Origin of the sequence: Sphingobium fuliginis (assembly GCF_004152845.1) — a bacterium.
GTDB classification, from domain to species: Bacteria; Pseudomonadota; Alphaproteobacteria; order Sphingomonadales; family Sphingomonadaceae; genus Sphingobium; species Sphingobium fuliginis.
The window spans coordinates 789,355-803,447 of record NZ_SEON01000002.1 but is presented as its reverse complement, the minus strand read 5'-3'; the positions used below and the strand labels follow the sequence as shown (position 1 = coordinate 803,447).

Genomic DNA, 14,093 nt, shown 5'->3' with positions numbered 1-14,093 from the left:
GCAGGGAGCGCATAGCAGAAAAACCCGCAGAGTCACGCGGATTCTGCGACTTATGTCAGCATGATTGACCTATTTTCCGGGAAATGCCTCCGGAACTTCTCCGCTCCTGAAATAATCTTGCGTTAAATAGGTCCGTTTCGGTCTTATCGCATGGAAAGCCACAGCAGGGCGGCTATTCCCGCGACGATTCGATACCAGGCGAACGGCGCGAACCCATGGCGCGACACCAGCCCCACAAACCATTTGATGACCAGCACGGCGACGATGAAGGACACCACGAACCCCAGCGCGATGCTGTCCCATCCCACCGCGCCGGAGGTGATCTTGTCGCCATTCTTCAGCAGTTCCAGCGCGGACGCGCCCAGCATGGTCGGAATGGCGAGGAAGAAGCTGAACTCCGCCGCCGTGCGCCGTTCCACCCCCAGCGTCAGCGCGCCCATGATCGTCGCGCCCGACCGGCTGACGCCCGGGATCATGGCCAGACACTGGATGAAGCCGATGCCCACCACCCGCACGAAGGGAATGTCGGCTATGCCGTGGAACCGGTTTTCCTTCACCATCCGCTCGATCGCCAGGATCGCCACGCCGCCGACGATCAGCGCCCAGGCGACGACCCGCGGCGCGCCCAGCAGTTCCTCGATATGATTATGCAGGGCGAGGCCGATCACCGCCGCCGGAATGAAGGCGACCAGCAGATTGCGCAGGAAACGCCAGCTCGTCGGCTCCTTGCGCAGCAGGCCCATGCCCACCGCCCAGAATGTGCGCCAGTACAGCACCACCACCGCCAGGATCGCGCCCAACTGGATGATGACGTTGAACATCGCCCAGGTGGACGCGTCATAGCCCAGCAATTCGCTCGCCAGGATCAGGTGGCCGGTCGAGGATACGGGCAGGAACTCGGTCAACCCCTCGACGATGCCAAGCAGGATGACTGTCAGATAATGCAGGTCCATGGAGGGATGCAGTCCTTATGGGGCGAACAAAGGGAAACCCTCCCCCGGGGCGGGAGAGGGCGTTGGGTGCGTTGCGCCCATTGTGCAGAAGCGAACGGCCCGCGCAAGACGGCCCGTCGCGGCCCGATGTCGGTCCGGCTGATCGGATTCCGGCGGATCAGGCCTGAACCCGGCCCGCGAAACGGCCATGCTTGCGGTAGCGGACCAGCCATTTCTCCGCGACAGCCGGCATCGGCGTGGGCGCGACGCCCAGTTCGGCCAGCCCGTCCGCGCCGGGCGCGACGACATTGTCCTTGGCCAGCATGGACAACTGGTCCCGCGTGATCGGTCCGCCCGGCAGCATGGCGATCAGCGAGGCGACCGAAGCGGGAACGGCGCACAGGCTGCGATCGCGGCCGATGGTCCTGGCGATCCAGGCGTTGAGTTCCCGCATCGTATAGGTCTGCGGCCCGCCCAGTTCATAGGTCTTGCCGCCATGCTCGCCGGGATTTTCGGCGGCGTTGGCGACGGCCTGCGCCACGTCCGCGACATAGACCGGCTGGAACCGGGTGTCGGCGGCGATCACCGGCACCACCGGGGCGATGCGGACGATCTCCGCAAAGCGATTGAGGAACCGGTCCTCCGGCCCGAAAATGATCGAGGGGCGCAGGATGGTCGCATTGGGGAAGGCGGCCTTGACCGCCGCCTCGCCCTCGGCCTTCGACCGGCCATAGGCGGAGGGGCTCTGCGCATCCGCGCCGATGGCGGAGATGTGGACGAGCGCCTGGACGCCCGCCTCCGCCGCCGCCCTGGCGACGTTCGCCGCGCCGTCATGGTGCGAACCCTGGAAATCGCCGGAAAGCACCCCCACCAGATTGATGACGATGTCGCTGCCGGCAATGGCGCGGGCGACGCTTTCGGGCTTGCGGATGTCCGCCGCGACGAACTGCGTCTGGCCAAGGGCGCCCAGCGGCTTGACGCGCACGGCGGTCGACAGATCGCGCTGCGCCACGCGCACCCGGGCGCCGCGCGCCATCAGCGCCTGGGCGACCTGCCGCCCCACAAAGCCGCCGCCGCCGAACACCGTAACCAGACTGTCCTTCATCACGCGTCCCATGCCTGTCTGTTCAAAGGGAATGACTCCGCGCATCCCCTGTCATCCGATAAGGAATGGCTTTCCGCCATCCCCTTGCAACAGCCGCGGCCCGCTGACAACTGCTTTACCCGATCCAGCCCCGCAAATCAGCAATCATCCACAGGCCCAGGCCCAGGAACAGCAGGGCCGCCCCGATCTGGAGCGCGCGCATCGGCACCTTCTTCGCCAGCACCTCGCCGAACAGCACGGCGGGCACGTTGGCGATCATCATGCCCAGCGTCGTGCCCGCGGTGACCGCCAGCACATTGTCGAACCGCGCGCCCAGCATCACCGTCGCCACCTGCGTCTTGTCGCCCATCTCCACCAGGAAGAAGGCGACCAGCGTCGTCAGGAATACCCCCGCCTTCGACGGCGCGCGCAACGGCTCATCCTCGTCGATCCTGTCGGGGATCAGCGTCCACGCGGCCATCGCGACGAAGCTGGCGGCGACGGCATAGCGGAACCATGGTTCCGTCAGCACGCCGGCGACCGAATGGCCCACCAGCGCGGCGAGGAAATGATTGGCCAAAGTGGCGGCGAATATGCCCGCTATGATGGGCGCTGGCTTGCGAAAGCGGGTGGCGAGCAGCATCGCCAGCAATTGCGTCTTGTCCCCCATTTCCGCGAGCGCGACGAGGGCGGTGGAGGTGAGAAATGCTTCCATCAGGGTCTGTCCGGGCCGGGCGAAGGTGAAGACGCAATGCCACCATCCCCTCCCGCCCGGCTGGACGGAGAAGATGATGCCATTGGTCTCGCCCGATGCGGAAGGACGCCGAAGGTCTCCCGCATCCCGCCCGCCATGGCCTCTCGGCCAAATATGTTGACGAACGGCCCGCTCCCTCGGGAACGGCTGGCTACTCCCCAGATGACGCAGGGGCCCATAGGATGAATCGGCGGCAGAGGCAAGACCGCCCGGCGCTGTTGCCGCGCGCCGCAGAGACGGGAAAGGCGTGGCGGCCGGCCACGCCTTTCCTCTCCATCGCCCTGTCAGGCCGCGGCGGCGATCCCGCTGACGCCCAGTTCGGCCAATGCGAACTTGCGGATATGCTCGCCCATATCCTCGCGGTCCAGCGCGAGGGCGAGGTTCGCCTCGATATATCCTGCCTTCGATCCGCAGTCGAAGCGGCGTCCATCGAAGGTCACGCCATGGAAGGGCTGGGTGCCGATCATCGACGCCATCGCATCGGTAAGCTGGATCTCGCCGCCGGCGCCCTTCTCCTGCGTCTCCAGGATCTTCATCACTTCGGGCTGGAGGATATAGCGCCCCGGCAGGATCAGGTTGGACGGCGCCGTGCCCGGCGCGGGCTTTTCCACCAGTCCCTTCACCTCGGTCAGCGCGCCGTCGCGCTGGCCGGGATCGATCACGCCATAGCTCGGCGTGTCGGCCATCGGCACTTCCAGCGCGCAGACCAGATTGCCGCCGACCCTGTCATAGGCGTCGACCATCTGCTTCAGGCATCCCCGGCCCGGCGCGCCCTTCATGAATTCGTCGGGCAGCAGGATCGCGAAAGGCTCATCGCCGACAATGTCCCGCGCACACCAGATGGCGTGGCCCAGGCCCAGCGGCTCCTGCTGGCGCAGGAACACCGCATTGCCCGGCGACAGCCGCGTGCCGTCCAGCGCGGACAGGTCCTTGCCCCGCTCGCGCTGCGTCGCCTCGGCCTCGAAGGCCATGTCGAAATAATCCTCGATCGCGCCCTTGCCGCGGCCGGTCACGAAGATCATCTGCTCGATCCCCGCCTCCCGCGCTTCGTCCACCGCATATTGGATCAGCGGACGGTCGACCACCGGCAGCAATTCCTTGGGCACCGACTTGGTCGCCGGAAGAAAGCGCGTGCCAAGACCCGCGACAGGGAAAACGGCTTTGCGAATCGGTTTGTAGGACATGAGGCTCCTGTTTCTTGGCTCGCGCGCGGAATGAAGGCTTCGCCCTCCGCCGCATAAAGATCAAGCGTGGAAGATTACTTAACCCGTTCAGACAGCCAGCAGGCGCTGCGCCACCCTTTCGAGGGAAGCAATTTCCGCTTCGAGTTGCTCAAGCGAGACATGCGTCTGATTGTTCCGCGCATCGCGGCATGTGAAGCCGCCGGGCGCGGGCTGCTGAAAGCCGCCGATGATGAGCGACCGGAACCGGTCGATCCTCTGCATGTCGCGCTCGATATCCGCTATTTCCGTCAATGCGCCGGCATTGCGCCTGTCCCGCATCGACACCATGGTCCGCAGTTCGGTCATCAGCTTCGTCATGCCCGGACGGGTCCGGGCACCCACGGTCCGCACATCCCCCATGGCTTCCCGCATCATCGCGATCTTCGCCTCCAGGCTCTGTTCCAGCATCGTCCAGGCACAGACCAGACGACCCACTGCACACAGAAGCGCCGCATCCTCCGGCGCGTAATCCGACACTGACCTCACATTGACTTCGGCAACCACGTTCACTTCATCCGCGCCCCGGTATGTTATGCTTTCCGCTCGGATAAAAGCCTGCCCGTTTTGCAGCGCAAAAGGCTAGGGGGGCGTTCGGTGCCGCCCGCATCCGCGGCACAGGCCATCGCCAACTGTGCCCAAACAGCGATGAACCGTTAACCGTCTTTGGCGGCCGGATCAGAAATCGATAGCGATTCCCTTGCGTTCCCAGTCGCCGTAGCGAACGGGGCTCAATAACTCGTCATGGCGGGAGGGACTGTCGATCGGGTCGGGCTGCGGCACCGGCGGGCTCTTGGAAAGGTGCGCGGGCGGCTTCACATGCGCGGGGCGCTTGCCGTTGAAGGTTCCCATCGGTCCATCCTTTCGATTGCGGGGGCGTCATCGTCACCCCATATTCAGGGGCGCCCCATATTCAGAGTAAGGCCGCTATCTGGGCCGTAAAGGAGACTTTCGCAAGTGAGTGGGATGAAGACGGTGATGCTGCTGTCGGCGCTGACGGCGCTGTTCATGGCATTGGGCTACACGCTCGGCGGCGGCGGCGGCGCGGTGATCGCGCTGCTGGTGGCGGCGGGCATGAACCTGCTCACCTTCTGGAACGCCGACAGGATCGTGCTGTCGATGCATCATGCGCGGGAGGTGGATGCGCGGAGCGCGCCCGAATTCTACAGCCTCGTCGCGGACCTCGCCCGGCGCGCCGATCTCCCCATGCCGCGCGTCTATCTGATCGATGAGCCGCACCCCAATGCCTTCGCAACGGGCCGCGACCCGAAGCATGCGGCCGTCGCCGCCACCACCGGCCTGCTGTCGATGCTCAGCCGGGACGAAGTGGCGGGCGTCATGGCGCATGAACTGGGCCATGTTCGCAACCGCGACACGCTGATCATGACGATGGTGGCGACCATTGCGGGCGCGATCTCCATGCTCGCCAATTTCGGCCTGTTCTTCCGCGGCGGCAATCATGACAACGGCCATGGCAATGTCGCCGCGACGCTGCTGGCGGTGATCGTCGCGCCTTTCGCCGCGATGATCGTGCAGATGGCGATCAGCCGCACGCGCGAATATGGCGCCGACCGCGCCGGCGCGGAGATCAGCGGCAATCCCCGCGCGCTCGCCTCCGCCCTCGCCAAGATTTCCGGCCGTGCGGAGGCGATTCCCAATCCGGTGGCCGAACGCAATCCCGCCGCGGCCCAGCTCTATATCGTGCCGGTGCATGTCAGCGAGCTTTTCTCCACCCACCCGGCAACGGAAAAGCGCATCACCGCGCTGGAGGAGATGGCGGGCGGCCCATCCCTGCCGCGGCGCGCATCCGCCCTATCCCCGCCAGCCCAGTTTCCGGCAGTCCAGCCCCCGGCAGCGACCCGAGCCCGCAGGTCGAGCGCGCTCGATCCGCTGCGCCGGGATTAAGCATCGCACGCCGCTGGCATCCTTGCACCCCGTTCCCACGAGCCGCTTGTCCCGTGGGAGCGCGCGGCCTGCGTCCGATTTAACGCAGCGCGCTCTGGGGCCGCCATTCCGGGACAGGGGATCACCTCCCGACTTGCGCGACGGATCAGCCAGCGCCCACCAGCGGCACGATGTCGACAGGGCGGCCGTTCCGTCGCAGTTCGACGGTGATGCTGGGCCGCCCGGGCCCGGCATTGCCGAGCGGATCGCCTTGCCGCACCACATCCCCCACGGCGGCGTTGAGGCGCAGCAGGCCGGTGATCAGCGTCGTCCAGCCGCCGCCATGGTCGATGATGACGATCTGCCCATAGCCGCGATAGGGGCCGGCAAAGACGACGCGGCCGGCCGTCGGCGCCACGGCCAGAGCATCGGGGCGCGTGGCGATGGTCAGGCCGCGTGAGCGGACGCCGCCTTCCGACACTTCGCCCATGCCCGTCACCAGCTGGCCGACGACCGGCAGGCGATAGGGCGGCGGCGCGCCAGGGCTGCGCGGACGGGCCGGTGCGGACGCGCGCGCCTGATCGGGTCGGGCGGGGCGCAACAGGGGACCGGGCAGGGCAGCCAGCCGGTCGCGCAGGTCGCCCGCCTCCTCCAGCCTGTCCATCAGGTCGACGATGTCGCGCGCCCGCTCGCCAAGGGCAAGCGCGCGGTCGCTTTCCAGATCGGCATTGGCCCTGTAATCCTGCGCTGCCAGCCGCTTTTGCGTTTCCAGCCTTTGCAGGGCCGCCTGCCGCTGCTTCAGGTCCCGCTGGCTTTGCGCAAGCGAATCCGCCGCCTGCTCGGCCGTCGCGCGCAGGGCGCGGCTGCGCTCCAGTTCCGCGCGCAGGCCGGCGGTCCGCTCCCGGATGACGGGCAGCACCTGCCCCAGCACGGCGCGCATATGGATGGCGTCGTCGATCGATCCCGGCTGGACCAGCGCCAGCGCCAGCGGCCGCTGCGCCATCATCTGCAAGGCGGCGGTCAGGCGGACGACCGGCTCCTGCCTGGCGGCCAGGCGAACGGCCTGTGCCCGCTGGAGCCGGGCGACGATGGCGATGCGGGCCTGCGCGGCCTGTATGTCCGCCTCCGCCTGCTGGATGCGGGCGGCCATGGCGGCGGCGCGGCGGCGGGCCTGGTCGGCTTCGTTGCGGGCGGCGGCGGCCTGCTGTTCCAGCCGTTCGGAGCGCGACCGCGCTTCTTCCGACTGGCGGCGCGCGGCCTTCAGGGCGGCCTGTTCCTCGCTGAGGCTGGTGCCGCCAGTGCCGGTCAGGATGATGGCCTGCCCCTCGGCGGCGGGCAGGCGCGATCCGGCGAGCGCTGCCGCGCCGGCAAGAAAGGCCGCGATGATCGCCGTCCGTTTCAACCAAAACCCCCTGCCGGTCCGCGGTTCGGCGCCGACCGTCCCTGACTAGGCTGTGTTCCGGCGGAATGAAAGAACCTCCATCCCGCAGGTTCCTGCGCAGGCAGGAACCCGGCTCTTGCACTCCCTGTTCAGAGCAGGAGAAACTTCAGACCCTACCCTTCGCGATGATAGGGATGCCCGGCCAGGATCGAGCAGGCCCGCCACAATTGCTCGGCCAGCATGGCGCGGGCCATCATATGGGGCCATGTCATCGCGCCAAAGGCGATCAGCAGGTCCGCATTGTCCCGATCCGCATCGTCGAAGCCGTCCGCCGCGCCGATCAGGAAGCGGCATTCGCGCTTGCCGGAATCTCGCCACCCCTCGATGCGGCGGGCGAAATCGATGGAACTGAGCTGCCGGCCCTTTTCGTCCAGCATGACGGTGACGGTGCCCGGCGGGGCCGGCGGCAGCTTGCCGCCCCGATCGGGCAGTTCGGTGATCCTGAACGGCATGGTCAGCCGCTTCGCATAACGGTCGACCAGTTCCGCCTCGGGCGAGCGCCCGATCTTTCCGCGCGCGATGATGTGGAGGAGCATGGTCTGCCCCCTTAGAGCATCGTGCAGAAAAATCGTGCAGAAAAGTGGGAACCGGTTTCCGCTTAATGTTGCGACGACGAAAATTAGGGCGCGCGACCTGCGCCCGATGGAACGCAGCGCGCTCTAACAAGGCGGGACGCGCTTGTCGAAGCGGCGGGTCAGGCGGTTCCCGCCACCGGCGCGTCGACAAAGCCCCACATCCGCTCCAGATTGTAGAAGCTGCGCACCTCCGGCCGGAACAGATGAACGATCACGTCGCCGGCATCGATCAACACCCAATCGGCCACGGGCAGGCCCTCTATGCGGGCGGAGCGCCCGGTCGCCTGCTTGATCCGCTCAGCCAGCTTCTGCGCCATCGACGCCACCTGACGGGACGAACGCCCGCTGGCGATCACCATGTGATCGGCGATGCTGCTCTTGCCTTCAAGGGGGATGGAGATGGTTTCCTGCGCCTGGTCGTCGTCAAGCGACTTCAAGACAAGGTCATGCAGGGCGGCAACGCTGTCGGCATTATGAGCCGTGTCGTTGGCGGGATGCGGTCTGGTCAAAGATGCTCCATTCTAGACAATCAACCGGCGCGTGAGCGGGTCGCGCACGCGTTTGTGTTCATATTCGCGATGCCAGAGGGGGTCTGCCTGCCGCAGCAGGGTCGCCGATCTTGGATCAGGGCGAAAGCGCAGAAGCACAAGCGCCGGCGGTCTCCAATCCGTCCATGCTGCACTCTGGCGTGCGGGCCGGACGAAGCGCCGCAGCCAGCTCATGGCCGGTGAGCCACGGGCGGCCTCATCATAGCCGGGCCGGGCGATCACGGCAATGGGCATAATCCGGGCTATGCCGCGCCAGTCCCTCCACTGGCCGAATTGCGCGAGATTGTCGGCCCCCATCAGCCAAAGGAACCGGTGGCGCGGATAGCGCCTTCGCAAGGCCTTCACCGTGTCGATGGTGTAGCGGGTGCGCAGCTGCGTTTCTATGGCCGTGGGCCGGATGAGGTTGCGCCGCGCGACTTTTCGGGCCCGGGCGAGACGGGCGGGGAGGGGCGCCATGCCGGCCCGGGGCTTCAGGGGATTGCCCGGCGAAACCAGCCACCAGACTTCATCCAGCCGCAAGGCGTGGATCGCGAACCGGGAAATGTCCCGATGCCCGTCATGCGCCGGATTGAAGGAGCCGCCGAGAAGGCCGATGCGTTTCATGATTCGCCCATGCCAGTTGGCGGGGCCGGGAGCAAATTTCCTGCCGAGTGGGCATGATGCTTAGCCAGCTAATAGATAGATCGAGCGACAAACAGGCCTCCTCCGGTCCACGCTCCTGAGACGGCAGCAGCCCAGTTCCCGAATCCCGCTTCACCCTAAAATAATTAGCCTCCTAACCTCATGCACAGGAAATCTACTCCGCCGCATCCGGCAGCGCCTCCGGCAAAGCCCGCACGGCCTCAGCCGAGGACGGTTCGCGAACCAGCGCCTCCACGGGCTCCAGTTCTTCCAGTTCCTTGCCCCCCGTCTCGATATTCAGGTCGCGCAGCTTGCGGCCCGTCACCAGCACGCGACCCTCGAAGCTGCCGACGAAGCTGTTATAATCCGCAACGGCCCCGTTCAGCCGGTTGCCCAGCTTCTTGAGCGACGCCGCCGCTCCGGCCAGCCGCTCGTAAAGCTCCTTGCCCAGCATGCCGATCCGCTTGGCTTCATCCGCCATCTTCTCCTGCCGCCACACCGCCGCGACGGTCCGGGCAATGGCGATGAGGTTGGTCGGCGTGGCCAGCAGCACCCGCTTCCCGAAGGCATGGTCCCAAAGCTGCGGATCATGCTCCAGCGCGGCGGAGAGGAAATGTTCCCCGGGCACGAACATGATCACATAATCGGGCGCTTCGTCGAACTGGTCGGCATAGCTTTTCCGCCCCAGCGTCTCGACATGCGCGCGCATCGCAGCCGCATGGGCGGACAGGAGCCGCTTCCTCTCCTCCTCGCCCTCCGCGCCATAGGCGTCCTGATAGGCATTCAACGACACCTTGGCGTCAATCACCAGCGCCCGCCCGCCCGGCACGCGCAGGATCGCGTCGGGGCGCAGCCGGCCGTCCTCGCCCTCCACGCTCACCTCGGTCCGGAAATCCACATGCTCGGAAAGGCCGCATGTCTCCAGGACATTGCGCAATTGCTGCTCGCCCCAGCGGCCCCGCGCCTTGGGCGCATGGCGCAGCGAATCGACCAGCCGCTGCGCTTCGGCCCGCACCGCCTCCTGCCCCGACTTCATCGATTCGATCTCGCCGCGCAGTATGCCATAGGCTTCCGTCCGCTGCTGCTCGATCTGGGTGATCTTCTGGTCGTAACGCTGGATCGTCTCGTTGACCGGATGAAGCAATTGCCTCAGCTGCGCCTCACTCTTCTCATGGGCCTGCATCATGCGCTGGTCGGCGCGTTCCAGGAAATGGCTCTGCGCCTGGTGCAGCAGCTTGCCGCCAATTTCGCTGAACTGGGCCGAAAGCTGCTCCTTCGCATCCTTGAGCGCCGCGATCTGCGCTTCGAAGGCTTCCGCCCGCGCCTGCGTGTCGGATCGCAAGGCCGCCAGTTCCCGCGCCGCCGCTTCGCGCGCCGCGCGCTCCGCCTCCAGCTTCTGCGCCAGATCCGCCGCCTGCGCCGCGCGCTCCTGCGCCACCACCAGCTCCTGGATCGCGGCGTTGCGCTGGGCCGCCGCCATGTCCAGCTTGCCCGCCAGATCGGCCTTTTCCGTCAGCAGCGGCGCCACGGACCGGCCCCGCGCCAGCCAGCCGATCGCCAGCCCCGCGACCAGAGCGACAATGATGAGAATGGCGGCCAGGCTGTCCATATATGCCCCTTTGCAGAACGAAAGGTGAACCTAGCCGCATGACGTCACCGCCGCAAGCGGCATGCGGCATCCGCCGGCCAGGCGTTTCAGGTCAGGGACGTTCGGAAAGCCGCCAGCCGCGCCACCGCCTCGTCCAATATTTCGTCCGCCTTGGAAAAGCACAGGCGGACGAGATGCGTCACCGGTTCTGCGGGATAGAAGGCGGAAATCGGGATCGCCGCCACGCCCGCTTCATCGATGATCCGCTCGCAAAAGGCGACGTCGTCCATGTCGATGCCGGAAGCGGGCAGGTCGACGGTCACGAACCATGTCGCCGCGCTGGAATTGACGACATAGCCTGCCCCGCGCAGCCCCGCGACCAGGCGATCGCGCGAAGCCTGATAGGCGGCGCGCATCGCGTCGAACCAGCGTTCCGGCTTGGCCAGCCCCTCGGCCACCGCCCATTGCAGATGGGGCGGGGTGGTGAAGGTGATGAACTGGTGCGCGCGGGCAAGCAGCGTCGCCAGCGGCGGGGCGGCGCACATCCATCCGACCTTCCATCCGGTGACGGAGAAGATCTTGCCCGCCGACCCGATCTTCACCGTCCGATTCCGCATGCCGGGAAAGCCGATCAGCGGCCTGTGGGCGATGCCGTCATAGGCGATATGCTCCCACACCTCGTCGCAAATGGCGATCAGGTCGTTTTCCACGCAAAATTCCGCCAGCAGCGCCAGTTCCTCTTCGCGCAGGGCGATGCCCGTCGGGTTCACCGGATTGTTCATCAGCAGGAACCGGGTTTTTGGCGTGACCGCCGCCGCCAGCGCCTGCCGCCCGATCCGCCATTCGGGCGGGGTGAGCCGCAGCACCCGCGCCACCCCGCCCGCCCGCTCGATCAGCGGCAGATAGGCGTCGTAGAGCGGCGCCAGCACCAGCACCTCGTCGCCGGGCCGGACCAGCGCCAGCAGGCTGGCCGCGATCGCCTCCGTCGCGCCGGAGGTGACGATCACCTCCTGCGGCGACAGGTCCAGCCCCTGATGCCGCGCATAATGCGCCGCCACCGCCTCGCGCAGTTCGGCAAGGCCCGCCATGGGCGGATATTGGTTGGACCGGGTCAGCAGCGCGTCGGTGGCGGCGCGGAGTATCTCCTCCGGTCCCTGGGCGTCGGGAAAGCCCTGTCCCAGGTTGATCGCACCGGTCTCCCGCGCGCGGGCGGACATTTTCTCGAAGATGGTGGTGGGCATGTTCCGATAGACGGGATGGCCGAGAGGATCGCGTTCGCTCATGCCGGTGGACATGCCGGTTTTCGGGGTGGGGGGTCAAGTTCCGTGCAATCGGCCCTCTGCTTCGGCCCGCTTATGCATTAGGATGCCGCTTTCCCATGGCCATGAGCGAGCAGACATGATCGACCGCCTGTTCCTGAAGCATCCCAGAGAGGTCAATGAAAGCTATGGCGAGCATTTGGAGGTGGCGACGCGCTTCGGCTTCCTGATGGTGCGGGCGGGGCTTGCCTGCATGATCCATGGGCTGGTCCCGGCTTTCTTCACCCGCACCGGCAGCGCAACGGTGAAGCGGCTGTACGATGAAATGCGCCAACGCCAGCCGGACCTTCCCGAACCCGCTTATCTCAACCCGAAATGGCGCCCGGAATATGAGATTTGAAGGAAGAAGGCGACCGGCAGGGCGCGGCTTCGCTTATAGGGCAACGCGCTCCTGCCAAGGCGGGAGCCCAGTGCTGACGGTGCGCTAAAACGGCGACGCTTGGACTGGATCAGACCTTCGCAGGCGCAGTTGCATCTATTTCCCCGGCGCTCTGCAACCGCTCCGGCGCCGCACGGCGCCAAGTAAAGCCGGCGAATGTCCCCCGGACATTCGCTTTTCCGGCTTTACTCCCACTCGATCGTCCCCGGCGGCTTCGAGGTGTAGTCGTAAACCACCCGGTTGATCCCTTTCACCTCATTGATGATCCGCGTCGCCACCCGGCTCAGGAAGGCGGCGTCGAAGGGATAGATGTCCGCCGTCATGCCGTCGGTCGACGTCACCGCCCGCAGGGCGCACACGCTGTCATAGGTGCGGTGATCGCCCATCACGCCTACCGTGCGGACCGGCAGCAGCACGGCGAAGGCCTGCCAGATCGCATCGTACAGCCCGGCGCTCCGGATTTCCTCCAGATAGATGGCGTCGGCCTTGCGCAGGATGTCGCAGCGCTCCTTCGACACTTCGCCCGGAATGCGGATGGCGAGGCCGGGTCCGGGGAAAGGATGCCGCCCGACGAAAATCTCCGGCAGCCCCAGTTCGCGGCCCAGCACGCGCACCTCATCCTTGAACAGTTCGCGCAAGGGCTCGACCAGCTTCATGTTCATGCGCTCGGGCAGGCCGCCGACATTATGGTGCGACTTGATCGTCACCGAAGGCCCGCCGGTGAAGGACACGGACTCGATCACGTCGGGATAAAGCGTCCCCTGCGCCAGGAAGTCCGCCCCGCCGATCTTCTTCGCTTCCTCCTCGAACACGGCGATGAACTCGCCGCCGATGAATTTCCGCTTCTTCTCGGGGTCGGTCAGGCCCGCCAGCCCGCCCAGGAAGCGTTCCTCGGCATTCACATGGACCAGCTTGATGCCATAATGCTCGCGGAACAGGCTCACCACCTGCTCCGCCTCGCCCAGCCGCATCAGGCCATGGTCGACGAACACGCAGGTCAACTGATCGCCGATCGCCTCATGGATCAGCACCGCCGCGACGGCGCTGTCGACGCCGCCGGACAGACCGCAGATCACCCGGCCTTCGCCCACCTGCGCCCGGATGTCCGCGATCTTGGTCGCGCGGAATTCCGCCATGGTCCAGTCGCCCTTGAGGCCGCAGACATGGCGCACAAAATTGGCGAGCAGCTTCGCGCCATCCGGCGTATGCACGACCTCAGGGTGGAATTGCGTCGCGTAGAAACGCTTCTCCTCATTCGCCGTGATCGCATAGGGCGCGCCCTCGCTGACCGCCACCACCTCGAAACCGGGGGCGAGCCGCGTCACCTTGTCGCCATGGCTCATCCACACCTGATGGCGCTCACCCTCCGTCCAGAGGCCGTCGAACAGCGCGCAGCCTTTCTTCACCTCGATGAAGGCGCGGCCGAACTCGCCGCTCTCGCCGCCTTCGACATGGCCGCCAAGCTGCTGCATCATCGTCTGCTGGCCGTAGCATATGCCCAGGATCGGAATGCCCGCCTCGAAGAAATGCTGGGGCGCGCGGGGGCTGTCCTCCCACATGACGGAGGAGGGGCCACCGGAAAGGATGATGCCCTTGGGCTTCAGCCGTTCGAAGGCTTCGGCGGCGCTGTTGAACGGCGCGATCTCGGAATAAACGCCCGCCTCGCGCACCCGCCGGGCGATGAGCTGCGTCACCTGGCTGCCGAAATCCACGATAAGGATGGAATCCTGAAGGGGCAGCGTCATCGA

General features: G+C 66.3%; 15 protein-coding genes and 1 riboswitch. Of the genes, 2 read left to right on the top strand and 13 right to left on the bottom strand.

Features of this window, described 5'->3' with window-relative positions; translation table 11 throughout:
* Positions 1 to 143 precede the first annotated feature (143 nt).
* The 6 genes from EWH10_RS08705 to EWH10_RS08680 all read right to left on the bottom strand — a co-directional run bounded on the left by EWH10_RS08705 (position 144) and on the right by EWH10_RS08680 (position 4,842).
* The gene (locus EWH10_RS08705; protein WP_044661262.1) at positions 144 to 953 is read right to left on the bottom strand and encodes an undecaprenyl-diphosphate phosphatase; all 810 of its coding nucleotides are present in this window, start codon (positions 951 to 953) and stop codon (positions 144 to 146) included.
* A gap of 157 nt (positions 954 to 1,110) precedes the next feature.
* On the bottom strand, positions 1,111 to 2,049 hold the full coding sequence (locus EWH10_RS08700; protein WP_044662978.1) for a complex I NDUFA9 subunit family protein: 939 nt from the start codon (positions 2,047 to 2,049) through the stop codon (positions 1,111 to 1,113).
* Between the two features lie 103 nt (positions 2,050 to 2,152).
* Complete coding sequence (locus tag EWH10_RS08695; RefSeq protein WP_025549943.1) at positions 2,153 to 2,731, bottom strand: TMEM165/GDT1 family protein; 579 nt, start codon at positions 2,729 to 2,731, stop codon at positions 2,153 to 2,155.
* Positions 2,732 to 2,825: 94 nt separating this feature from the next.
* A riboswitch (yybP-ykoY riboswitch) is annotated at positions 2,826 to 2,943 on the bottom strand.
* A 111-nt stretch (positions 2,944 to 3,054) separates the two neighbouring features.
* Positions 3,055 to 3,954 (bottom strand): UTP--glucose-1-phosphate uridylyltransferase, encoded by a 900-nt coding sequence (locus EWH10_RS08690; protein ID WP_025549942.1) that lies wholly within the window; start codon positions 3,952 to 3,954, stop codon positions 3,055 to 3,057.
* A gap of 87 nt (positions 3,955 to 4,041) precedes the next feature.
* Positions 4,042 to 4,470, bottom strand: coding sequence for a hypothetical protein (locus EWH10_RS08685; RefSeq protein ID WP_025549941.1), 429 nt, complete (start codon positions 4,468 to 4,470; stop codon positions 4,042 to 4,044).
* 198 nt (positions 4,471 to 4,668) lie between these two features.
* On the bottom strand, positions 4,669 to 4,842 hold the full coding sequence (locus EWH10_RS08680; RefSeq protein ID WP_064485884.1) for a DUF1674 domain-containing protein: 174 nt from the start codon (positions 4,840 to 4,842) through the stop codon (positions 4,669 to 4,671).
* Positions 4,843 to 4,947: 105 nt separating this feature from the next.
* Between EWH10_RS08680 and htpX the strand changes: the two genes are divergently transcribed.
* Positions 4,948 to 5,895: a zinc metalloprotease HtpX gene (htpX, locus tag EWH10_RS08675; RefSeq protein ID WP_170825631.1), complete on the top strand. Its 948-nt coding sequence runs from the start codon at positions 4,948 to 4,950 to the stop codon at positions 5,893 to 5,895.
* Between the two features lie 145 nt (positions 5,896 to 6,040).
* On the opposite strand, the gene EWH10_RS08670 is transcribed toward htpX, so the two are convergent.
* The 6 genes from EWH10_RS08670 to EWH10_RS08645 all read right to left on the bottom strand — a co-directional run bounded on the left by EWH10_RS08670 (position 6,041) and on the right by EWH10_RS08645 (position 11,942).
* Positions 6,041 to 7,276 carry a murein hydrolase activator EnvC family protein gene (locus tag EWH10_RS08670; protein WP_044661264.1) on the bottom strand — a complete coding sequence of 412 codons (1,236 nt, stop codon included), beginning with the start codon at positions 7,274 to 7,276 and terminating at the stop codon, positions 6,041 to 6,043.
* Between the two features lie 152 nt (positions 7,277 to 7,428).
* Positions 7,429 to 7,851, bottom strand: coding sequence for a 23S rRNA (pseudouridine(1915)-N(3))-methyltransferase RlmH (locus tag EWH10_RS08665; protein ID WP_025549938.1), 423 nt, complete (start codon positions 7,849 to 7,851; stop codon positions 7,429 to 7,431).
* Between the two features lie 158 nt (positions 7,852 to 8,009).
* A complete protein-coding gene (gene rsfS / locus EWH10_RS08660; RefSeq protein WP_044661265.1) occupies positions 8,010 to 8,399 on the bottom strand; it encodes a ribosome silencing factor in 390 nt (129 codons plus the stop codon).
* Positions 8,400 to 8,411: 12 nt separating this feature from the next.
* On the bottom strand, positions 8,412 to 9,044 hold the full coding sequence (locus tag EWH10_RS08655; RefSeq protein WP_268236561.1) for a nicotinate-nucleotide adenylyltransferase: 633 nt from the start codon (positions 9,042 to 9,044) through the stop codon (positions 8,412 to 8,414).
* Between the two features lie 190 nt (positions 9,045 to 9,234).
* Positions 9,235 to 10,668, bottom strand: coding sequence for a DNA recombination protein RmuC (locus EWH10_RS08650; RefSeq protein ID WP_044661267.1), 1,434 nt, complete (start codon positions 10,666 to 10,668; stop codon positions 9,235 to 9,237).
* A gap of 86 nt (positions 10,669 to 10,754) precedes the next feature.
* The gene (locus EWH10_RS08645) at positions 10,755 to 11,942 is read right to left on the bottom strand and encodes an aminotransferase (RefSeq protein WP_065846920.1); all 1,188 of its coding nucleotides are present in this window, start codon (positions 11,940 to 11,942) and stop codon (positions 10,755 to 10,757) included.
* 103 nt (positions 11,943 to 12,045) lie between these two features.
* On the opposite strand from EWH10_RS08645, the gene EWH10_RS08640 reads away from it, so the two are divergent.
* Positions 12,046 to 12,306: a DUF6356 family protein gene (locus tag EWH10_RS08640; RefSeq protein ID WP_044661269.1), complete on the top strand. Its 261-nt coding sequence runs from the start codon at positions 12,046 to 12,048 to the stop codon at positions 12,304 to 12,306.
* Between the two features lie 224 nt (positions 12,307 to 12,530).
* On the opposite strand, the gene guaA is transcribed toward EWH10_RS08640, so the two are convergent.
* Entirely contained in the window at positions 12,531 to 14,090 is a 1,560-nt protein-coding gene (gene guaA, locus EWH10_RS08635) for a glutamine-hydrolyzing GMP synthase (protein WP_044661270.1), read from the bottom strand.
* Positions 14,091 to 14,093 lie beyond the last annotated feature (3 nt).

What these genes read in the sequence shown, in the direction of transcription:
- EWH10_RS08705 (WP_044661262.1), bottom strand. Translation starts at nt 953, where the DNA reads ATGGACCTGCATTATCTGACAGTCATCCTGCTTGGCATCGTCGAGGGG.
- EWH10_RS08700 (WP_044662978.1), bottom strand. Translation starts at nt 2,049, where the DNA reads ATGGGACGCGTGATGAAGGACAGTCTGGTTACGGTGTTCGGCGGCGGC.
- EWH10_RS08695 (WP_025549943.1), bottom strand. Translation starts at nt 2,731, where the DNA reads ATGGAAGCATTTCTCACCTCCACCGCCCTCGTCGCGCTCGCGGAAATG.
- EWH10_RS08690 (WP_025549942.1), bottom strand. Translation starts at nt 3,954, where the DNA reads ATGTCCTACAAACCGATTCGCAAAGCCGTTTTCCCTGTCGCGGGTCTT.
- EWH10_RS08680 (WP_064485884.1), bottom strand. Translation starts at nt 4,842, where the DNA reads ATGGGAACCTTCAACGGCAAGCGCCCCGCGCATGTGAAGCCGCCCGCG.
- EWH10_RS08665 (WP_025549938.1), bottom strand. Translation starts at nt 7,851, where the DNA reads ATGCTCCTCCACATCATCGCGCGCGGAAAGATCGGGCGCTCGCCCGAG.
- EWH10_RS08650 (WP_044661267.1), bottom strand. Translation starts at nt 10,668, where the DNA reads ATGGACAGCCTGGCCGCCATTCTCATCATTGTCGCTCTGGTCGCGGGG.
- EWH10_RS08645 (WP_065846920.1), bottom strand. Translation starts at nt 11,942, where the DNA reads ATGTCCACCGGCATGAGCGAACGCGATCCTCTCGGCCATCCCGTCTAT.
- EWH10_RS08640 (WP_044661269.1), top strand. Translation starts at nt 12,046, where the DNA reads ATGATCGACCGCCTGTTCCTGAAGCATCCCAGAGAGGTCAATGAAAGC.
- guaA (WP_044661270.1), bottom strand. Translation starts at nt 14,090, where the DNA reads ATGACGCTGCCCCTTCAGGATTCCATCCTTATCGTGGATTTCGGCAGC.